Below are 21,308 nucleotides of genomic sequence, written 5' to 3'. Positions count from 1 at the left end.
TTATTTTTTTGCGTTTTGAGTTTAATGCCTCTTGTTTCCAAAACTAACCTCTATGATTATGTGTCAGCAATAGCGTTGCCATGTTGCTTTAATGCCTGAAGAATACGCAATTTATCGGGAACGTTGATAAATTGAGACATGAGGGTCTCAATTTCAACAAAATACTCCTGCAAAGATAAACATTCACGCTTGTTATTTTCGTAAAAACGCATTTGTAAATATTGTTGCCATTTACGTATTTCGTGCTCCTCTAACGAGAAAGGAAAGTTCCTACCTCGGTACCGAAACAATAAGGAATTGTAATGCTCATTCTCAAACCCGCCTTGAAAAGCGATCAGTTGCTCAGGTTCAGATGCTCTAACCTTAGTTGTCAGCATTTTATCGGCATCGCTAGGAAAATCTGTAGCGTATAAGCATTCGTCAATATTATTGGGTATGGGTTTACTATCTTCTTGCTTATAAACGCTCTGGCATAGTTCAGTTAAGGTTTGAATGGAGGCTATTTGCGCATAGTTTTGTCGGCAACGCGCTAAATCAATGCCTAAACGTTCAGCGTTGTTTTCACTTAAGGTATTTAAAGGGGCAACAAAAGGGCACTTATTAATTGCTACTGTAAATAATCGTAATTTATTCGCTTTAGTATCATCATCGTTTTGTTTGCTATCAAAGCGTTTAAATATACTTTCGCGCAACTCAAGGGCGGTCATAGATAACAAATCATCAATTGGATTGTTGAGATCAACGCAAATCACCGAATTATTATTATGTGGGTGCCTACATATAGGCATAATTAAGGTACAACAGCCTTGCTTAGAACCAATATACGCTGAAATATACACCAAAATAGTCTGCTGAAATTTGCCAAGAAGTTTATCGACTTCGCGTTTACTTCTAAGTTTCCAATAATAATCATAAAGTTTAGGTTGTTTAGTCTTAATCAACTTAGCCAAGGCAATAGTGGCATGTACATCACTTAATGCATCGTGGGCGCTAACATGCTCAATGCTATTTTCATTGCTCAATTGTTCCAATTTAAAAATGGGGAGGCCTTCATCGCTCATTGGCCAGTTTATTCCCTCAGGTCGAAGTGCATAGGCAGCCCTAACTAAGTCAATAATATCCCAACGAGAATTTCTATTTGCATATTCGCGTTCGTAAACGGGGTAAAAATTTCGAAAAAATAGATGTCTGCTTACTTCTTCATCAAATCTTATACTATTGTAGCCCGCCACACATGTTTCTGGGACTGACATTTCTGCATGAATTTTTTTAGCAAAATTAGGCTCCGACATTCCTTTTCGCATACTAAAAGAGGGTGTAATACCGGTAACTAAGCATGCTTGCGGATGCGGAAGGTAATCATGGGGAATAGCACACATCCAATTAATAGCTTTGCTAGTTTCTATAATGTTAAGGTCTAAATCGGTACGAATGGCTGCAAACTGGACGGGAAAGTCAACACTAGGTCGAATGCCCCATGTTTCATAATCATGCCAAAGAATAGTAGATGACACTAAATGTCCTAAATAGAAGTGAATATTATTGGTAAGTGTACATCAAAAATAGACTGATAAAAAATTGTTCTAAGTGGTGCATAATTTAATCTAAATGAGCCTTGGTTATACAGAACATGTCTATTTTTAACTTGTAAATATCTCAATATTTTCAGGTGCTTATATTTTATATTTTTTCTAAGCGTTTAAGTTTGCTCGTTATTCTGTTTTTTCAATTTATTTAGAGTGATTAGACTATTTTTGTATGCATGACGGGTGTCAATTAATTGACATAAACCCAGAGCAGAGAGGTAGTGAAGGATTAAATAATTCAACCTCAAAAAAGTTATAACAACAAAGCTATTTAGTTTATTTGCTTATATAAAAGTACTTAAGTTTGCGCGTAAAATGAATTCTCAAATGGAGAACACCAATGAGAGAATCGATAGTGGCACAAAGTACAATGTATCAAGGCGATATCAATAATTTTGCGTATGCTAATGCAGCAGGTGTAACCGCTCCGTTTTTTTCCATGCGTAAATTACGTCTTATATATAATGAGTTGACAGGGACTGAGCAGTTTGAGTATCACACGTTTGATGATTTTAAACACCAAGTGCTCAATTCGGTAGCCCCTCAGTTAGAGCTAAATAAATGGCAAGCAATCGCAGCGCGCAGATAAATTCCTGCACGTTAAGCCGCTGTTTTATTAGCTAAAATTATAAAGTCTCTAAATAATACATCATTGTTTAGAGACTTTTTCTTTCTCTCATATCGCTTTCTTAGTTTGTCTTATACGTAAGCGCAACAATACATTATTGGAATCTACTTAGAAATTCTGAAATACTTAGGGTTTTCCTAAATTAGAATTAAGTTGCTCATCTTTTATCTTAACCAAACTAAGATGTTCAAACTTATAATTGAAAGAGTGTAATGATTCACGAAAATAAGATTGACGTAAGCACATGTTTGCTCAAAGACCGTTTTAAATTTACAAAACGTTTCCATCAAAACCGCAAAATAAGCGATGTAGATAAGCAAGAACAACAACGTCAAATTCTTGACCAAGATATGGCTAAATCAAGTGAGATTCTTAAGCAACGTTTATCAATTAAGCCTTACATAAATTATCCAGACCTTCCCGTATCTGACAAAAAAGATGATATAAAGTCTCTTATCGAAAAACACCAAGTGGTAATAATTGCGGGCGAAACGGGTTCAGGTAAAACCACTCAAATCCCTAAAATGTGTTTGGAATTGGGGCGTGGCCGTGAAGGCATGATTGCCCATACGCAACCGCGTCGATTAGCAGCAAGAAGTGTTGCTAATCGTATAGCCGATGAACTACAAACTGAAATTGGTAGTACAGTTGGCTTTAAAGTGCGATTTACTGACCAAGTATCAGATACCAGTTTAGTTAAATTACTCACTGACGGTATGTTGCTTGCCGAAATGCAACAAGATAGATTTTTGAATCAATACGATACCATCATAATAGATGAAGCTCATGAAAGAAGCTTGAACATTGATTTCTTACTTGGTTATTTAAAACGCATTTTACCTAAACGTCCTGATCTTAAAGTTATTATCACATCAGCCACAATTGACCCCCAACGATTTTCTAAACACTTTAACGATGCCCCCGTTGTTGAAGTAAGCGGAAGAAGTTTTCCTGTTGAAATACGATACAGAGATTATCTTGATGAAGAGAATGCGCCTGACCAAATTGAGGCCATAGCGCTTGCGGTTGATGAATTATTCGCTAATGGAAAGGGCGATATTCTAGTATTTTTAAGCAGCGAACGTGAAATACGAGAAACACAACAAGCGCTACAAAAAAAACAATATCGCCATACCGAAGTAATTCCTTTATATGCGCGTTTATCGGCCAGCGACCAGCAAAAAATATTTCACCCTAAAGGTCAGCGCCGTATAGTGCTATCAACCAATGTGGCTGAAACCTCACTAACGGTGCCAGGAATCAAATATGTGATAGATACTGGTTTTGTGAGAATGTCGCGCTATAGCCATCGCTTAAAAGTACAGCGCCTGCCAATTGAACCAATTTCGCAAGCTTCGGCGAAGCAACGAGCAGGGCGCTGCGGGCGAACATCTAGTGGTATATGCATACGTTTGTATTCTGAACAGGACTTTTTGTCACGCGATGAATTCACCGATCCTGAAATTACCAGAACTCATTTGAGCAGTGTCATTTTACAAATGCTGTCGTTAGGCTTAGGTGAAATTGAGCAATTTGAATTTATTCAAGCACCTGAAGAGAAATTCATTAAAGACGGTGTACGCTTACTACAAGAATTAGAAGCGGTAGAACCGGTAAGAGGGCAGTTGAAGCTGACGCCTTATGGGCGGAATATGGCGAAACTGCCACTTGACCCTAAATATGCACGCATGCTGTTGGCCGCAAAAGAATATGACTGCGTTTATGAAGTTATGATTATAACGGCAGGCTTGAGCGTACAAGACCCTCGAGAACGCCCTCATGAGCAAAAACAAAAAGCCGATTTGGCTCACGGTGAGTTTGCTGATAAAAACTCAGACTTACTAAGCTTATTTAATGTATTTCAAACATTTAAACAGCAACAACAATTATTAACTCAAAATCAGTTAAGAAAATGGTGCAACCAACATTTTATTCATTACCAACGAATGCGCGAATGGCAAGATATTGTTCATCAAGTTAAAAACATGTTGGTTTCGGCGGGCTTACGTTTAAACAAAGAAGAGGCCGAGTATCAACATATTCACATGGCGATTGCGACAGGTTTACTATCGCAAATTGGCATGAAAGATAATAATCGCCAATACCTAGGCGCGCGAAATAGCCAATTCAAAATATTTCCTGGCTCAAGTGTTTTCTCAGCTAATCCAAAGTGGATAATGGCTGCCGAGCTTGTTGAAACATCGCAGCTTTACGCACGGCAAGTCGCTAAAATTGAAGTGGAATGGATTGAAGGTATAAGCGAGCACCTTACTAAGAAAAATTTTGCTGAGCCACATTGGAGTAAAAAACGCGGGGCTGTAATGGCATATATGAACGTGCTGTTATTTGGTTTACCCATAGTTAACCGCCGGCTTATTAATTATTCGAAGGTGAACGAGGCAGAGTCTCAAAACTTATTTATACGCCATGCGTTGGTCGAAAACGATACGAAAATCGATTATGCCTTTTTACGACAAAATCAGTCTTTAGTTGAGGATGTGGAGTTACTTGAAAAGAAAACTAGGCGAAGAGATATTCTTGTTGATGAAGAAGATTTGATTGATTTTTATCACCAACGAATCCCTAGTCATGTATGCAGTGAAGCTAGTTTTAAAAAGTGGTGGCAAAAAACGGTTCAGCAGACCCCAGATCTGCTAAATTTTGAAAAGCATCAACTTTTAAAACGTGATACCAAAGAAGTCACCGAACAAGATTACCCCGATGTTTGGCAACAAAATCATCTTATTTTGCCTTTAGAGTATCAGTTTGAACCAAACCAAGCATACGATGGAGTTTGTTTACAAATCCCCTTGGAGCAACTTAATCAATTGCAAAATACGGGCTTCGATTGGTTAGTACCGGGTATGCGCCATGAGTTAGTTGTGGCATTGATTAAATCATTACCTAAAAAGCTTCGTCGGAATTTTGTGCCTGCTCCTGATTACGCACAAGCGTGTTTGCAAGAGTTATCTATGCTTGATAAAAAAGGGCAAACACAAAGTATTGTACAAGCGCTATCAACTAAGCTCTTTAGAATGTCGGGTGTTAAAGTAGAAGAAGAAGATTTTGATACTAGCAGCCTTGATAGCCATTTACAGTTTAACTTTGCGGTTGTAAACGAAAGTGGAAAGCAGTTAGGCATTGGGAAGTCGCTGATTGAACTTAAGCAACGCCTGAAGGGCCAACTTGAGGATACGATTGAAAAAGTAGTGAGTAATGAAATTGAACAACAAGATATTTCAAGCTTTGATATTGAAACCTTGCCAGAAGTGTATACGAAAAAGCAAAATGGCTTCGAACTTAAAGCCTATCCGGCTTTTACTGTAAATGGCCACAAAATTGATGTAAGCCTTTTTACGTCAAAAGAAGAAGCTGATAGAAAGCATAAATTAGCTATAATAAAACTGATAAAGAATAATGTTCCTTCACCAGTTAAATATTTACAGTCAAAGCTGCCGAACAAAGCAAAATTAAGTTTATACTTTAATCCCTTTGGCGAAATTAAGTTATTGATTGATGACATTATTGATACAGCAATATTAAGTATATTGGAAAATAAGATAGGCCAATACAATATTCGTGAGCAAGCGCAGTATAAAAAAGCACTTGATATTGTCAGGATGGATATTAACGATGAAGCACTTAAAATTGCCCAGCAGGTAGAAAGCGGATTAAGCATCGCTAATAGCGTTCAGAAATATTGTAAAGGCAGCATACCCATTAATATTATTAGTAATATTAGTAATGTTAAGCAGCACCTAAATCAATTAGTATTTAAAGGCTTTGTATTTGCTACCGGTGAAAAAGAGTTAATAAACTGGAACCGATATTTAAAAGGCTTATTGCAGCGCTGTGAGAAGCTTAAGGTTGACCCAAATAGAGATAGGTTAAACCAAATAGAAATAGATAAAGCCTTGAATGCGATTGATGATAAGCGCCAAAAATACGAGAAAGAGCTAAGAAACCTTGACGAGTTTACAGAACTTTATAAAATGGTGGAAGAATTACGAATCAGTTTATTTGCTCAACAATTAGGTACCCAGTACCCAATATCCTTAAAAAGAATAATGAATAAAATGAACGATTTTTAAAACAATTGTTGACTCTTTTATGAGCAAACCATATAACAGTATTATAACAACTAGAGTATAACGAGGAGTCACTCATGTTAGCGTATGACGATAAGCGTAATTTTTACCGTATGATGGTAAATTCACCCTGCCAAGTTCAAATGGTGGACAGCCCATCTTCACAGCAAATATCAGCTGTATGCCGTGACATTAGCGCTACGGGAATGTCACTTGAGTTAGAGTCGCCTAGTGTAGAAGTGGGTGGATTAATGGAAATAACCATTGAAACAAATGGTGAGCAAATTCCTTCTCTAGTCGCTAAAGCAAAGGTTGTTCGCTGTGATGCCGAGACTGATTCAAGTTGTTTAGTTGGCGTAGAAATAAACGAGATGAACTAAGCTTATTTTAGCTTGCCATTTTGCAGTTAGGTGAGCTTTATCTAATCGTATTATCTTCCTTGAAAAGGGTACGGGGTACGATTAGTGGTCATATCTTTAGTTGCCAATAGCGGATTAACATAATCCGCTATTCATATCATTTAAATTTATCTTTCGTAATCACATCTTTACGTTAAAACCTAACTAAAGCTTAGGGCTCTTAACACAGACTAAACCTTTCAAATAGTGTCCTTCAGGAAAGCTTGAAGCGACTAAATGGTCGTAGTCTTGATTCAGACGTTGCACTATCTGTAAGCAGCAATTAGCATCTAGCGCGGCATCTGCAATCACTTTATTAAATAAATCACTTGGCATAAGCCCTGAACAGCTAAATGTTATGAGTACGCCCCCATCATTTAATATTTCACAAGCTAAGCGATTGATGTCTTTATAGCCTCTGGCGGCTTTTACAACATGACGTTTGTTTTCAATAAATTTAGGCGGGTCCATGATAATCACATCGAAGCGTTTACCTTCTTCCTTGTAGCGCCTTAAAAGCTCAAACACATCTTGTTTTTCATGGCTTACTTTATCACAATCATTTTGATTGAAGTTCAGATGTAAATTACGCTCACTTGTATCTAAAGCATTTTGGGACACATCTACATTAGTAACGTGCTTAGCGCCATTGGCTATGGCATATAGAGAAAACGTTCCTGTGTAACTGAAACAATTTAAAACAGCTTTGTTTTTTGAATATTGTCCAGCTATTTTACGGTTGGTTCGTTGATCTAAATAAAATCCAGTTTTGTGACCTTGTACTAAATCAACTTCTATTTTTATATCGTTTTCACGAATTACAACGGTTTCAGGAAGGATTCCTTGATGAGTTTTTACGTATAATTCAAGGCCTTCTTTTTTCCGCACTTCCACATCACTTCGCTCGTGAATGCAAAAGTCAGGAAACAGTGCGTTAATAGCTTGAATGATTTTATCACGATGCTTTTCGGCACCAGCACTAAGCAATTGCATTACAACTACATTCGCATACACATCAACGGTAATACCCGGTAAACCGTCGGATTCTCCAGCTACAAGCCTAAACGCGTCGCTTGATTCTGCATCTAACCAAGCCTTACGTTTTTCATAGGCTTGTTGGATTCGCATTTTAAAAAACGTGTTATCAATTACTTGTTCTTTATTAAAAGTCCATACTCGCGCTCTAATTTGTGAGTGCGGTGAATAGGCTGCTTTCGCTAACCAATCTCCATCATGTGAATAAATATCTACTGTGGCGCCAAATTTTATGTGTCCAACTTCTTCTTCAATAGCGCCATCAAACACCCAAGGATGAAAGCGCAATAAAGACTTCTCTCGTTCAGCTTTTAAAATAATACGTGGGCTCATTCAGAAAACCCCTCATCGGTGATTAGTTCACTAGAAGATGCGGCCAAACGTGCTAAGTCATCAACCGCTTCGTTTTGCGGATGGCCGTTGTGAGCTTTAACCCAGTGCCAGTTTAAATTGTGCTGTGCGCACTGTTCATCTAATAACTTCCATAAATCAGCATTTTTAACGGCTGATTTACTGCTTGTCCGCCAGCCATTTCGCTTCCAATTATGGATCCACTGGTTAATACCATTTTTTACGTATTGGCTGTCAGTGTAAATATCAACATCACACTTCTCTGTTAACAGTTCCAAGGCTTTAATAGGTGCCATCAACTCCATACGATTATTAGTTGTATGTGTAAACCCTTGCGAAATACGTTTCTCATGCTGGTTAAATTCTAGAAGGGCACCGTAGCCGCCAGGGCCTGGATTTCCTAAACACGAACCGTCTGTATATATACTTACTTTTTTCATTAATATTTACGTCTTTGAAATTTTATTATTTGGGTAGGCACAAATTTGATTCACAAGTATACTAGCGCTCAAGGTAATTGAAAGCGAAAAAGAAAAAGTACTTATGCGTCAAATTGTTTTAGATACAGAAACAACAGGTATTGACCCAAAGCAAGGGCATCGAATTATTGAGATAGGCTGTGTTGAGTTAGTCAATCGAAAACTAACGGGTAACACTTATCACGTGTACGTAAACCCTATGCGTGAAGTTGAACAAGAAGCTGTTGAAGTTCATGGAATTACCAATGAATTTCTGAAAGATAAACCTTTATTCAAAGATGTTGTTAGCGATTTCATTGCGTTTATAAAAGGCGCTGAATTAGTGATTCATAATGCTCCTTTTGATGTTGGTTTTATGGATCATGAGTTTGCACTAGCCAATGCATCTTTACCTAAAACTGAAGATATATGCACTGTTTTAGATACCTTGGTGCTGGCAAGAAGAATGCGCCCTGGGCAAAAGAATAGCCTTGATGCTTTATGTCGCTTTTACAACGTAGACAATAGTCATAGAACCTATCACGGCGCATTGCTAGATTCCGAAATTTTAGCAGATGTATATTTATACATGACGGGTGGGCAAACAAGCCTTTCCTTGGCGTCGGGCAATGAAGAGGCAAGTGCTGATGGCATTGAAGTGGTTAAAAAAATTAAAAGAGAAGCAAACTTAAAGATTATAAGTGCTAGTGCCGATGATATAGCAAAGCAGCAGGCTATTTTTGGCGGACAGTGATTTCGATTTACAAAACGGTATATCTTGAATTAGGTGCATTATTTCAAAAGATGCACCTTAAGCAATGTGCAATCTTTTCTAGGCCCTCTGCCATTTTTGCAGAAGCAGGGCGCTCTTTCTTGCGTACTCTATATCTGTCAATTTCCTTTATTTTCGTGCTTTCTGCGCATTCTTTTGCACAAACAAGCGCTGAAATAAAAGACCATGTAGTCCCCATTGGAACGGAATATTTAAATAGTATTAAGCTGTTAAATAATCGATTTCGAGTTGATGAGGATGTCAAAGAAGTTACTTTAATATTCTTTCGAGAATATGGCAGTGCGCCCGTTGTGCTAGTACGTCCTGACGGCAGCAAGCTATTTTTGGAAGGTGATGCTGATGATGACAGCTACACGTGGTTTGAAACTGACACCTACGACATGATTGCTCTAACCAATCCTATGCCTGGTCCTTGGCAGGCAGTTGGCAACATTTTACCAGAAAGTAAAGTCATGGTGATTGCGGATATCACCTTAAAAGCTGAGCCTATTCCTGACCTCGTTTTTTCTGGTGAAACCTTAAAACAAACGGCTATACTACAAAACGCTGGCGAAAAGATTGATATGACACAATTTCGTGATGTGGTGTCTTTGTCGATAGAGTTTGTGAGTACAAATAACCCAAACTTTCCAAATTTCGGATTAGGTACCCATGCGGTGGCTAATTTTGAAGATAACGGTACTGACTTTGATGAACAAAATGCCGATGGCATTTTTACCGGTCAATTTGATCTCACTATCACAGAGGGGGAATGGCAGCCAATTTTTACTGTTCGCACGCCTTTGTTTTCAAGACAACAAATCAACGAAAAAGTTATTTTAAGGCCAATTCCAATAAAGGTCACACATACAGTTGAATACGATGAAGAAAAAGACCATTTGTTAACGATTGCTGCAGATCCGCAATACGTAACAAATAGCAGCCTTTTAATTGATGGTACTGTGCGTCATCCCTCTGGCGAGCGTGTGCGATTTTCAGTTACCGATGTTTCAGACGAAGAAAAAAATATTGAAATTATTAATACTGAATACGGTATTTATAAAGTGAATATGAAAGTATTTGCCAGAACCTTATCAGGGCGTGATTTAGTTTTAACTGTGCCTGAGTATTCATTTGTTACCGAACCACCGCCTATTGTTGTTGAGCCTGTTGCCGAAGATGAATCACAAGAAGTCCTTGAAGAGCCGGTGCAATTAGAAGAAGATGATAGCCCACCTGTTATGCTAATAATAAGTCTAAATTTAATTTTATTAGTGGTGGGTGTACTCGTATTGTTTTTAATAGCCAATAAACGGAGTAATCCTGAAGATCATATTACAAAACGCTTAATAGTCAAAATTCGTAGTATTAAGTTTAAAAAATCAAAAACTGCTGAAGAAGACACAAAAACAAGCAAGGATTGATTGAAAAACAGGCAAGAGAACGATTCATTGAAAAAAGCGGTTGACTCAAGATGCGTGTCACCGTATTATCTGCGCCGCAATGAACGAGGAGCTATTCATAAAATTATGATAACTCGTTGTTTTATAGCGTTATGTTTTAAAGATCGTGTGGAGTGGTAGTTCAGTTGGTTAGAATACCGGCCTGTCACGCCGGGGGTCGCGGGTTCGAGTCCCGTCCACTCCGCCATTTTTAAAGCATCCTGTGCACATTTCACTGTTAACTATAAGTTTTATAGTCATCACGAGGAGTGGTAGTTCAGTTGGTTAGAATACCGGCCTGTCACGCCGGGGGTCGCGGGTTCGAGTCCCGTCCACTCCGCCAACAGTGTGTACATTACTAAGCGCAAGCTTGGTAGAGAAATAAGGTTTATTACCATGTGGAGTGGTAGTTCAGTTGGTTAGAATACCGGCCTGTCACGCCGGGGGTCGCGGGTTCGAGTCCCGTCCACTCCGCCATTTCTTTTGCAGTTCTAGTAAAAGAAATATATTCGCAATTACTTCCCCCTTAAGCACTTAGCAGTTACACTTTGCACATAATTTCCAATTTTTAAGAATCATGTCTATCACATTGTTATCTGGTCACAATATTTGCCAATCGTTTCGCGATGCAGAACAAAAAGTCGATATCTTAAGCCATATAAATATCCAAGTTTTTGAACAAGAAACGCTTGCCATTTTAGGAGCGTCAGGCTCTGGTAAAAGTACCTTACTACATATTTTGAGCACGCTTGATACACCCACCGCTGGTGAAGTCCTATACAAAGACAAAGACTTGTTAAAATTAACTGCAAAAGAGCAGGCTAAATTTAGAAATCAAGAGCTCGGTTTCGTTTACCAATTCCATCATTTACTACCTGAGTTTAATGCCACTGAAAATGTCGCCATGCCGCAACTTATTTTAGGTAAGAGTAAACAAACAGCACATGCTAAAGCGGCTGCCATGTTAGAGCGTGTAGGGCTTTCTCACCGATTATCACATAAGCCTTATCAGATGTCGGGCGGTGAGCGCCAACGGGTAGCTATTGCGCGAGCAATGATAAACGAACCTAGTATTATTATGGCTGACGAACCCACCGGTAACTTAGACAACGAATCAAGTCGTGACATCCTTGAGCTTATTAAACAGATTAATCATGAAGAAAAAACCAGTTTTGTTATTGTGACCCATGATCATGATTTAGCAAAACAGCTAGACAGAACCTTAACGCTAGTGAATGGAAAATTTGTGGAGTAGGGCTTTTGCATTCTTATATATATGAAATATCAAAGCGTTTTCGCCAGTCTAAACAACAAGATTCATACATAAGTTTTGTATCTAAATCATCAACCGCCGGTATTACTTTGGGCTGCGCTATTCTTATATTGTTGTTGTCAGTAATGAATGGCTTTGAACATGAGCTACGTACCAAACTATTAAAAGTAGTTCCCCATGCTGAAATCTTTGCTATTAATAGTGAGGGCTTAAAAATTAATAAGTCTTATATTGCTGGTATAGAAAATGATGCAAGAGTGGAGCATGTATTTTTACTCAACAAAGCCACTGGCTTGTTGCAAGCCGGTAAAAATATGAAGGCGGTTTCATTAGTTGGCGTTGATGAAAGCTATATAAACTATAAGTTTTCAGACAAAGCCTTATACTCTAAACTTCAAATGCATGAAAACGCAATTGTGTTGGGCACTAAGATACTAAGTGAACTAGAGGTGAGTGTAGGGGATAAGATTCAAATATTGTTACCCGCAAGTACCCAAGATTTAAGTTTTCAAGCGCCTAAAACAGCTTGGCTGCAAGTGGTGGGAAGTATTTCCCTAGGCGGCGAATTAGATAAGCAGTTAGGGCTAGTAAACAAGGCGATGTTAGCAAACTTATTAGATCTTCAGAATAATGTAAGCCATATTGAAATAATGCTTAAGGACCCCTTTGAAGCTTATTCACTAGTACGCGAATATGGTTATAACTTTGACCAAGCTGCTTATATGTCAGATTGGACACGCACGAATGGACACTTATACCAAGATATTCAGCTCATTCGCACCGTTGTGTACATTGTTCTTGCCTTAGTCATTGCGGTTGCCTCGTTTAATATTGTGTCATCGTTGGTTATGTCAGTGAAAGAACGCAGTAAAGAGATCGCAATCTTAAAAACGATAGGCTCAAGCAACCAAGATATTGCTAATATATTTGTTCTAAAAGGCTTGTACCATGGCGTGAAAGGGGCTTTGTGGGGAAGTGTTATAGGTGTACTTTTGGCTTTGTTTTTAGCTGATATTATTCAAGCGATTGAATTTATCTTTAATACCAAGTTATTCTCTAGCGACATTTATTTTACTCGCGTTATACCATCAAAACTAAATGTAATAGATGTGGCATTTACCGTAGGCTTAGTGTTATTTATTTCTATTTGCTCCACGCTTTACCCTGCAATGAAAGCCGCAGGCATTAAACCTGCAGCAAATCTTCACTAATATTTACAAAGAGCGGTTGTTATAAACCGCTTCATTTAGCTCGTTTTCTGATTTAGCAACAATGCATGCTACTGTGCAGTCACCTGTAACATTTACCACCGTTCGAGTCATGTCTAGTAGGCGGTCAATGCCTATAATTAATGCAATGCCTTCAACGGGTAAATTAACCTGTTGTAATACCATCGCCAGCATTATTAAGCCCACGCCTGGCACCCCTGCGGTTCCAACAGATGCCAATGTAGCAGTAAGCACTACCATAATTAAATCACTGGTACTTAAGTCAACACCGTATACTTGCGCAATAAAGACCGTAGCAACGCCTTGCATTATGGCAGTGCCATCCATATTAATTGTGGCCCCTAATGGGATAGTAAATGATGCAACGGAACCGTTTACTCCCATCTTGTTGCGTGCAGTTGCCATAGTGATAGGTAAGGTGGCACTGCTACTTGAGGAGCTAAATGCAAAAATAGCCGTTTCTTTCATTTTGAGTAGCAAGGTTACGGGGTTCAATCGGGCTAAGCTTGCGAGTAACAAAGGGTATGTGATTAGAGCGTGTGCAATAAGTAGCACAAACACTAATAAGAAATAGGTGAGTATATTGACAAAGGCTTCCATTTCTACAGTTGCCGCTAATTTTGCCATTAAGAAAAATACGCCATAAGGGGCTAAATTCATAATAATAATAACAATTTTCATAATAACTTCGTTTAAAGACTCAAAAGCTTCTTTAATCTTAGTACCATGATTACCCGCCATTGTAATAGCAACACCAAACAGTAAAGAAAACACAATGACTTGCAACATATTTCCTTCTGCCATTGAAGCAATAGGGTTTGAAGGAAACATATTTATAATTACTTGGGCTAAACCAGGCGCTTCTTTGGCTTGAAACTGCGCCTCTGTAGGCATTGTGAATCCTTCACCTGGAGAAACAAGTAGCGCAACCAGCAACGCAAAGGTGATGGCTATACAAGTAGTTAATATATACAACGCTAGCGACTTCCCTCCTAAACGACCTAATTTAGAAGGGTCAGACAAACTACTGACTCCACACACCAAAGATACAAATACGAGTGGCACCACTAACATTTTCAAAGAATTGACGAAAATTTTACCGCCAACCTCAAATATTCCTTGTACAAATAGCCCTTGAAACGAAACATTTATACCTAAAAGTGAAAAAACGAAATCGCCACTTTCGTCATATGACATTTGTATTAACGCACCTATCACGATTCCGGCGAGCATGCCGATAAGGATTTGAATGGTTAAATTTGATTTAGCTACTACGTTTGACATGTAAAGACCTGTTGTTTTGGTTATTAGTCTAGATACTTAAGATTAACAAGTATAACGTAAAATCTAAATCCTTTTATACACTCTAATACATTCATGTGACTGATATGAACCAATTTTTGACTTATAGGTAATTAAATGAAAATCGCTAAGCTTATTCTTCTGTATGCTACTTTGTTTGTTTTATTCGCGTGTGGCGGTGGCAGTGAATCTTTAGATAGAGATGACACGAGTACAGATGATGATACAGATACAACAGAGATATATACTATCTCTTTAAGCCTTGTTGATGCACAAGGAGAAGTTGCAACAGAAGTTGGTGACGGTGCTCCGTTAACCGTTCGGGCGTCTGTTACTAATAGTAGTGGGCAAGGAATTGCAAATGAGGTAGTTACGTTTGTATTGAGTCAAACAGAATTAGCTGATTTTGATAACGATACCGGTACAGCTCTAACTGATTCAGAAGGTCTAGCAACAATTGAATTAACGGTGGGGAGCTTATCGGGCAGTGGCACAATAACAGCAAGCGTGGAAGACGCAGAATCGGTAACAATTGGTTTTCAAAGTGCAGGGCTTCAACAAGAAAACCCATTTAGCTTAGAGTTGTTTGCCAGTTCATTGCAATTAGCTTCCAGTGGTGGCGATGAGATTGAACTGATTGCTGTGGTTAAAAATGATCAAAATATCTTATTGGCTAATGTACCCGTTTCTTTTTCAGCAGGCCAAGATGCGTCTTTAACTATTATTGATACGCAAACTCAGGCTGATGGAACAGCAAGAGCAACATTAAGTACGCAAAATAATCGTGAAAATCGTGATATAGAAGTTTCTGCAAGCACGTCTGCATTAAGCGAAAATGTAACTGTGCAAGTGGTGGGGACGGAAGTGAATATTAACGGTGCAAGTTCAGTTATAATTAACGATTCTGCGCCTATTACTGTAGTTTTGTCAGACTCTGATGGCAATGGTATTGCCAATCAAGTTGTCAATTTATCAGCCACGCTTGGCACTTTAGATAACGAAACACCTGTTACAGGAACAAATGGCCAAGTAACCGTTAACTACATTTCATCGCAGTCAGGTAATGATAAAATAAGTGCAAGTGCTTTATCAGCAAATACTACTTTCGATATAACGGTCCAGCAAGATGACTTTAGTTTTGTCAATTTACCTACAGAAGATTTAAGCTTAAATACAGATCATGCTCTAGAACTGCGTTGGTTTAAAGATGGCAGCGCATTTGCAAACGGCGATATTGTTGTGACTTCATCTCGCGGCATTATTGGGGCAGGTAATAATAGTGCGGTAACCAATGCACAAGGCATAGCCAGTATTACTATTAACTCAAGTTACGCGGGCCCAACATCTATCTCAGCTGTAGGAACCGATGCTAATGGTAATGAAGTTACAGCTCGTACACAACTTGAGTTTGTAGCTGAAACAGTGGATAGCATTTTCGTTGATGCAAGCCCTGATTTAATTGGCCCTGAAGGACAAACCTCTACCATAACGGCAACGGTGCGTGATGAAGTTGGAAACTTAGTAAAAGGAAAAACCGTTAACTTTAGACTAATTGCCGACGCTTCTAGCGGCAGTATTTCTCCTAATAGCGCCACCACCGACAGCAACGGTATTGCTTCAACCGTTTATACGTCAAATGCAGTAAGCGGTGACAACGGTGTTACTATTGGTGCGCAAAGCGATGGCGTTGAAAGTACGGTTGATTTATCTGTTGGCGCACGCGCCTTTGATATTGTAGTGGGAACGGGTAATGATATTGGTGATGAAGACAATACCAGCTATATTAAAGAGTTCTCAGTATTCGTGACAGATGCGTCAGGCCAGCCTGTAAGTAACGCTTCTTTATCAGCGAGTGTTGTCCCGGTAAGTGGAATTGCTTACTATAAAGGCTATTGGAGTTGGGATGATGAAAATGACATTTATGTTGCTCAAATAACTGCGAGCTGCCAATCTGAAGATGTTAATCAAAATGGTCGTTTGGATTCCGGCGAAGATACAAATGATGATGGCTTACTCACTCCGGGTAATGTAGCAACCGTTAATTTTAAAGAAAATGAAACTACTACTAATGAGTTTGGTCAGGCCGTTGTTCAGGTTCGCTATCCTCAACAATACGCGGTTTGGTCGCGAGTCAAGCTCACTATATTAGGCCAATCATCTGGAACAGAGTCAAAAACTTCGCAAATATTTGGATTGCCGATTTTAGCTGAGGATTTGACAACACAAGCCATTTCTCCGCCAAGTAATCCATTTGGTTCTAGTGCTTTTTGCAGTGTGAGTGACTAAAACTAACGAATAAAAAAAGGATCTGCTAGCAGATCCTTTTTTATTGCCGAAAATTAACGTTGAAACGGGTATACCGAGCCTAGATGCATAATTTGCGTGAGTTCATCCAAAGCCGTTCTAGACTCAAGTAAAAATGATGGATCTGCTAAGTCAGCGGCGCATAATTGGTCGCGATAATGCTTATTCACCCAAGTCGTTAATTTAGAGTACAAGCCATTGTTCATTACTGCGTTCTTATTTACCGCTTGTTGTTGCTGTTCATTTAATACTACGCGTAAACGTAAGCAGGCCGGTCCGCCACCATTTTGCATGCTTTGTTTAACATCAAAATAGTGGACATTTGTTATTGGATTATTATCCTGAATAAGCGTATTTAAGTAGGCATTAACCGCCTGGTTTTCTTCGCAATCACTAGGTGCAATTATCACCATGTCACCGTTTGGCAAGTTAATAAGTTGGGTATTAAATAAATAACTTTTTACCGCATCTTGCACGCTCACTTGTTCGCTTGGTACTTCTATGAAGTGAAAATCATTATTACCAAAGCTTTTTAAAATATCCTGTTTTACTTGCTGAGTATTCAAAAAGGCTTGGTCATGATAAAACAAGACGTTCTTATTACCCACGGCTATCACGTCATTGTGAAATACGCCTTGGTCAATAACATCAGGGTTTTGTTGCGCAAAAACCGTTTTAGTATCATCTAACTGATGCAATCTGGCAATCGCTTCGCTAGCTTCGCGCGTTTGCCTAGCAGGAAATTTCTTTGGCGCAATTTTACTGCTGTCAAATGCATATTTTCCATACACAAAAAACTCAGTGCCTGCATCGCCATACTCACTGCAAAAGCGGGTATGATTAGCTGCGCCTTCATCACCAAAGTGGTCATTTTCAGGCAGGTGTTGATGGTGCTCAAAATACTCACTATTATTAAATACCGCTTTTAAGATATTACCAGTAACTTTAGGCTCTATTGCGCGGTGAAACTTGTTAGTTAAATTGGCGGGTGTAAAATGGAGTTTATTGTCTTTACAGTCAGCGCTTGGTGAAACGGTAGCTGCGTTAGCCGTCCACATACTTGATGCTGAACAGCAAGCCAAAAATATGGCTGGCGCTTTCTTATAAGCGTCGCTCAACACTTTCTCATCACTGCCGGTAAAGCCTACACGTCGTAATGAATGCACGTCTGGTCGTTCTTGGGGGGCAAGCACCCCTTGAAACATGCCTAAATCGGCTAAGGCTTTCATTTTATCTAATCCTTGCAATGCGGCTTTCTTAGGATTACTAACAGCATTAGCGTTCGATTTAGATGCAACGTTACCAAATGAAAGGCCTGCGTAGTTATGGCTTGGACCAACTAAACCATCAAAATTTGCTTCTATTGCTTTCATACTTTACCCTTGCGCTCGTGTTATCGCTGCTTAAATATATTAATATCGCCTTTTTTAAGCAGTTGTGAATAGATATTTAGTCAAGAAGTATACTGACTTAAACTTGCTTGCCAATTATTTTTTACGAAAATCATAGTAAAAACAAAGGCTTTTGGGCATATGGATTAGATATTTATATAGAACAGCTTGTTTTCTATTCACTTTGAAGATATATCTTTAATAAGCATTTAAGTTAAAAGCACACCGCTATGGCAATGTGTTTTATAGCAAATCTCTCTTTTTACAAGGTTTTTAATTATACATGAGTAAATCACTGGTTATTGTGGAATCACCTGCTAAGGCGAAAACGATAAATAAATATCTAGGCAAAGATTTTATCGTAAAATCCAGTGTGGGTCATATTCGAGATCTTCCTACTAAGTCATTAGGCCTTATTGAGCCTAAAAAAACAGCCAAAGAACTCAAAGAATGGGATGAAGAGGCTAAAGCTGATTATTTAAAACAGCATGAGTACAATAAGCTTGTTGATAGAATGGGGGTTGATCCTCATCAAAATTGGCATGCCCATTATCAAATTTTGCAGGGCAAAGAAAAGGTTGTTAATGAACTAAAGAAACTTGCCAAACAAGCTGACACTATCTATCTCGCAACCGATTTGGATAGAGAGGGAGAAGCAATTGCATGGCATTTGCAAGAGATCCTAAAGGGCAAAGATAAAGAATTTAAACGCGTAGTGTTTAACGAGATCACAAAGTCGGCTATTCAAGATGCTTTCTCTAAACCTAGTGAAGTAAACATTAATAGAGTGAACGCTCAACAAGCGCGTCGCTTTCTTGACCGTGTTGTTGGCTTTATGCTTTCTCCATTACTCTGGAAGAAAGTTGCTCGCGGCTTATCTGCAGGAAGAGTGCAGTCGGTAGCTGTTCGTTTGGTTGTTGAGCGCGAGCGTGAAATAAAGGCGTTTATTCCTGAAGAGTTTTGGGATATTCATTCGGATTTAAAAACCAACATTGCTGATGCGCAAAATTTGCGGATGTTGGTAAACAAACAAAACGATAAGCCTTTCAAGCCCGTAAATGAAGAACAGGCCATGACGGCAGCTAAAGCTCTGGAATCGGGTTCGTATGAAGTCATTAGCCGTGAATCTAAGCCAACTCAAAGCCGTCCTTCAGCTCCCTTTATTACGTCTACGCTTCAACAAGCGGCGAGTACTCGTTTAGGTTTTGGTGTGAAGAAAACCATGACCATGGCGCAAAGGCTGTATGAAGCAGGCCATATCACCTACATGAGAACCGATTCTACAAACTTAAGCGCTGAAGCGGTTAATGCATGTAGAGACTATGTAACAAAGGAATTTGGCCCAGCCTATTTACCCGCTAATCCAATTGTATATGGTAGTAAAGATGGCGCTCAAGAGGCCCACGAAGCCATAAGACCTTCAAACGTGAATGTGACAGCACTTAGTTTGAAAGAAATGGAGCGTGATGCGCAGCGTTTATACGAGCTCATTTGGAGTCAATTCTTAGCATGCCAAATGAATAACGCTAAATATGACGCAACAACAATTAAAGTTAAATCGGGCGAATTTGAATTATCTGCAAAAGGGCGAGTGTTAGTCTTTGATGGGTGGACACGTGTTCTTAAGCAAATGAAAAAGAAAAACGACGAGCAAGTGGAGTTACCGAACGTGAAAACCGGTGACACCTTGACTTGCTTGAAAGTTGAGCCTAAACAACATTTCACTAAACCTATTGCTCGTTTTAATGAAGCATCTTTAGTTAAAGAGTTGGAAAAACGAGGCATAGGTCGTCCATCTACGTATGCGAGCATTATTTCAACCATACAAGATCGCGGCTATGTTCGTTTAGATGCCAAACGCTTCTACGCAGAAAAAATGGGTGAAATAGTAAATGATCGTTTAGTTGACAACTTTTCAGACCTAATAAGCTATGAGTTCACATCTAACATGGAACAGCAGCTAGATGATATTGCTCATGGCGAGCGCAAGTGGAAAAAAGTACTTGATTCATTCTATGCTGACTTTGAAGGTAAACTGGCACAAGCAGAGTTAGGCCAAGAAGAGGGCGGTATGTTGCCTAATCAGGCAATTCCAGTAGATGTGGAATGCCCTAAATGTCAACGCCATATGAATTTACGTACCGCCAGTACTGGCGTGTTTTTAGGATGCTCAGGATATTCGCTACCGGTGAAAGAGCGTTGTACTCAAACAATGAATCTTACCCCTGGTGATGAAGTCATAAAGGTTGACGATGAAGATGAGCTAGAAACGGAAGCGCTTCGAGCTAAGAAACGTTGTCCGGTTTGTGAAACCGCCATGGATAGCTACTTAATAGATGAGAATAGAAAGCTGCATGTTTGCGGTAACGTCCCTAGTTGCAGTGGTTACGAAATAGAAAAAGGCACATTTAAACTTAAAGGGTACGATGGCCCCATAATTGAATGTGACAAATGCCAGAGCAATATGGAGTTAAAAAACGGACGTTTTGGTAAATACTTCGGTTGTACTAACGAAGAATGTAAAAATACCCGTAAATTACTTCGCAACGGCGAAGCGGCTCCACCAAAAGAAGATCCTGTATTTTTGCCGGAACTAAAATGTGAAAATTCAGACGCACATTTTGTTTTCAGAGATGGCGCTTCAGGTGTATTTATGGCGGCTTCTACCTTCCCTAAGTCAAGAGAAACTCGAGCACCACTAGTTGAGGAATTAGCGCGCTTCAGAGACAGAATTTCACCTAAATTTTACTATTTAGCTGATGCACCTGCTAATGACCCTGATGGCAACCCCACAATGGTCCGCTACAGCCGCAAAACAAAGCAGCAGTACGTAATGTCAGAAGATGGCAATAAAAAGGCGACAGGTTGGTCTGCGTGGTATCAAGATAATAAGTGGGTAGTTGATGATAAACGTAAAAAGCCTGCGGCTAAGAAAAAGAAATAGTATAAGTATTCAGAAAACTTGATATAAATCTTACGCAATAAAAAAGAGAGTCATTTTTCAATGACTCTCTTTTTTTGTTCTAAATTTAAACAGCAATAGTTAACACT

At 39.1% G+C, this 21,308-nt stretch carries 14 protein-coding genes and 3 tRNA genes; 12 read left to right on the top strand and 5 right to left on the bottom strand.

Going from position 1 to position 21,308, the window contains the following annotated elements; translation table 11 throughout:
• Positions 1-56 precede the first annotated feature (56 nt).
• The gene (gene sbcB, locus ACOI22_RS03075) at positions 57-1,514 is read right to left on the bottom strand and encodes an exodeoxyribonuclease I (protein WP_420670082.1); all 1,458 of its coding nucleotides are present in this window, start codon (positions 1,512-1,514) and stop codon (positions 57-59) included.
• 412 nt (positions 1,515-1,926) lie between these two features.
• Between sbcB and ACOI22_RS03070 the strand changes: the two genes are divergently transcribed.
• The 3 genes from ACOI22_RS03070 to ACOI22_RS03060 all read left to right on the top strand — a co-directional run bounded on the left by ACOI22_RS03070 (position 1,927) and on the right by ACOI22_RS03060 (position 6,682).
• Entirely contained in the window at positions 1,927-2,175 is a 249-nt protein-coding gene (locus tag ACOI22_RS03070) for a hypothetical protein (protein ID WP_420670080.1), read from the top strand.
• 251 nt (positions 2,176-2,426) lie between these two features.
• Positions 2,427-6,305, top strand: a complete 3,879-nt coding sequence (gene hrpA, locus ACOI22_RS03065; RefSeq protein WP_420670078.1) for an ATP-dependent RNA helicase HrpA — start codon at positions 2,427-2,429, stop codon at positions 6,303-6,305.
• A gap of 74 nt (positions 6,306-6,379) precedes the next feature.
• Positions 6,380-6,682 (top strand): PilZ domain-containing protein, encoded by a 303-nt coding sequence (locus ACOI22_RS03060; protein WP_420670076.1) that lies wholly within the window; start codon positions 6,380-6,382, stop codon positions 6,680-6,682.
• A 183-nt stretch (positions 6,683-6,865) separates the two neighbouring features.
• On the opposite strand, the gene ACOI22_RS03055 is transcribed toward ACOI22_RS03060, so the two are convergent.
• Together ACOI22_RS03055 and rnhA are read right to left on the bottom strand one after the other, a co-directional pair.
• Positions 6,866-8,068: a class I SAM-dependent rRNA methyltransferase gene (locus ACOI22_RS03055; RefSeq protein ID WP_420670074.1), complete on the bottom strand. Its 1,203-nt coding sequence runs from the start codon at positions 8,066-8,068 to the stop codon at positions 6,866-6,868.
• Positions 8,065-8,526: a ribonuclease HI gene (rnhA, locus tag ACOI22_RS03050; protein ID WP_420670072.1), complete on the bottom strand. Its 462-nt coding sequence runs from the start codon at positions 8,524-8,526 to the stop codon at positions 8,065-8,067. The genes ACOI22_RS03055 and rnhA overlap by 4 nt, the downstream gene beginning before the upstream one ends.
• A gap of 103 nt (positions 8,527-8,629) precedes the next feature.
• Between rnhA and dnaQ the strand changes: the two genes are divergently transcribed.
• The 7 genes from dnaQ (at position 8,630) to ACOI22_RS03015 (ending at position 13,242) form a co-directional block, all read left to right on the top strand.
• The gene (dnaQ, locus tag ACOI22_RS03045; protein WP_420670070.1) at positions 8,630-9,298 is read left to right on the top strand and encodes a DNA polymerase III subunit epsilon; all 669 of its coding nucleotides are present in this window, start codon (positions 8,630-8,632) and stop codon (positions 9,296-9,298) included.
• Positions 9,295-10,740 (top strand): TIGR03503 family protein, encoded by a 1,446-nt coding sequence (locus ACOI22_RS03040; RefSeq protein ID WP_420670068.1) that lies wholly within the window; start codon positions 9,295-9,297, stop codon positions 10,738-10,740. The genes dnaQ and ACOI22_RS03040 overlap by 4 nt, the downstream gene beginning before the upstream one ends.
• 149 nt (positions 10,741-10,889) lie before the next feature.
• Positions 10,890-10,966, top strand: a tRNA-Asp gene (locus ACOI22_RS03035).
• A 58-nt stretch (positions 10,967-11,024) separates the two neighbouring features.
• Positions 11,025-11,101 (top strand) — tRNA-Asp (locus ACOI22_RS03030).
• Between the two features lie 57 nt (positions 11,102-11,158).
• Positions 11,159-11,235: transfer RNA gene (locus ACOI22_RS03025), tRNA-Asp, on the top strand.
• A gap of 100 nt (positions 11,236-11,335) precedes the next feature.
• Positions 11,336-12,013, top strand: a complete 678-nt coding sequence (locus ACOI22_RS03020; RefSeq protein ID WP_420670066.1) for an ABC transporter ATP-binding protein — start codon at positions 11,336-11,338, stop codon at positions 12,011-12,013.
• 5 nt (positions 12,014-12,018) lie between these two features.
• Positions 12,019-13,242, top strand: coding sequence for an FtsX-like permease family protein (locus ACOI22_RS03015; protein WP_420670064.1), 1,224 nt, complete (start codon positions 12,019-12,021; stop codon positions 13,240-13,242).
• A gap of 3 nt (positions 13,243-13,245) precedes the next feature.
• On the opposite strand, the gene ACOI22_RS03010 is transcribed toward ACOI22_RS03015, so the two are convergent.
• On the bottom strand, positions 13,246-14,544 hold the full coding sequence (locus ACOI22_RS03010; RefSeq protein WP_420670062.1) for a dicarboxylate/amino acid:cation symporter: 1,299 nt from the start codon (positions 14,542-14,544) through the stop codon (positions 13,246-13,248).
• 135 nt (positions 14,545-14,679) lie between these two features.
• On the opposite strand from ACOI22_RS03010, the gene ACOI22_RS03005 reads away from it, so the two are divergent.
• Positions 14,680-16,848: an Ig-like domain-containing protein gene (locus ACOI22_RS03005; RefSeq protein WP_420670060.1), complete on the top strand. Its 2,169-nt coding sequence runs from the start codon at positions 14,680-14,682 to the stop codon at positions 16,846-16,848.
• Positions 16,849-16,901: 53 nt separating this feature from the next.
• On the opposite strand, the gene astB is transcribed toward ACOI22_RS03005, so the two are convergent.
• Positions 16,902-18,239 carry an N-succinylarginine dihydrolase gene (gene astB, locus ACOI22_RS03000; protein ID WP_420670058.1) on the bottom strand — a complete coding sequence of 446 codons (1,338 nt, stop codon included), beginning with the start codon at positions 18,237-18,239 and terminating at the stop codon, positions 16,902-16,904.
• 301 nt (positions 18,240-18,540) lie between these two features.
• Here astB and topA point away from each other — a divergent pair, with 301 nt between their 5' ends.
• Complete coding sequence (topA, locus tag ACOI22_RS02995) at positions 18,541-21,201, top strand: type I DNA topoisomerase (RefSeq protein WP_420670056.1); 2,661 nt, start codon at positions 18,541-18,543, stop codon at positions 21,199-21,201.
• The last annotated feature ends 107 nt before the right edge of the window (positions 21,202-21,308 follow it).

The organism is Glaciecola sp. 2405UD65-10 (assembly GCF_048820975.1).
Taxonomy (GTDB): domain Bacteria; phylum Pseudomonadota; class Gammaproteobacteria; order Enterobacterales; family Alteromonadaceae; genus Glaciecola.
The sequence above is the reverse complement of the archived record's forward strand: the minus strand, read 5'-3'. Positions and strand labels throughout refer to the sequence as shown.

Excerpts from the sequence above, each read along its gene's own strand:
- ACOI22_RS03070 (WP_420670080.1), top strand. The coding sequence starts at position 1,927 with ATGAGAGAATCGATAGTGGCACAAAGTACAATGTATCAAGGCGATATC.
- hrpA (WP_420670078.1), top strand. The coding sequence starts at position 2,427 with ATGATTCACGAAAATAAGATTGACGTAAGCACATGTTTGCTCAAAGAC.
- ACOI22_RS03060 (WP_420670076.1), top strand. The coding sequence starts at position 6,380 with ATGTTAGCGTATGACGATAAGCGTAATTTTTACCGTATGATGGTAAAT.
- ACOI22_RS03055 (WP_420670074.1), bottom strand. The coding sequence starts at position 8,068 with ATGAGCCCACGTATTATTTTAAAAGCTGAACGAGAGAAGTCTTTATTG.
- rnhA (WP_420670072.1), bottom strand. The coding sequence starts at position 8,526 with ATGAAAAAAGTAAGTATATATACAGACGGTTCGTGTTTAGGAAATCCA.
- dnaQ (WP_420670070.1), top strand. The coding sequence starts at position 8,630 with ATGCGTCAAATTGTTTTAGATACAGAAACAACAGGTATTGACCCAAAG.
- ACOI22_RS03020 (WP_420670066.1), top strand. The coding sequence starts at position 11,336 with ATGTCTATCACATTGTTATCTGGTCACAATATTTGCCAATCGTTTCGC.
- ACOI22_RS03010 (WP_420670062.1), bottom strand. The coding sequence starts at position 14,544 with ATGTCAAACGTAGTAGCTAAATCAAATTTAACCATTCAAATCCTTATC.
- ACOI22_RS03005 (WP_420670060.1), top strand. The coding sequence starts at position 14,680 with ATGAAAATCGCTAAGCTTATTCTTCTGTATGCTACTTTGTTTGTTTTA.
- astB (WP_420670058.1), bottom strand. The coding sequence starts at position 18,239 with ATGAAAGCAATAGAAGCAAATTTTGATGGTTTAGTTGGTCCAAGCCAT.
- topA (WP_420670056.1), top strand. The coding sequence starts at position 18,541 with ATGAGTAAATCACTGGTTATTGTGGAATCACCTGCTAAGGCGAAAACG.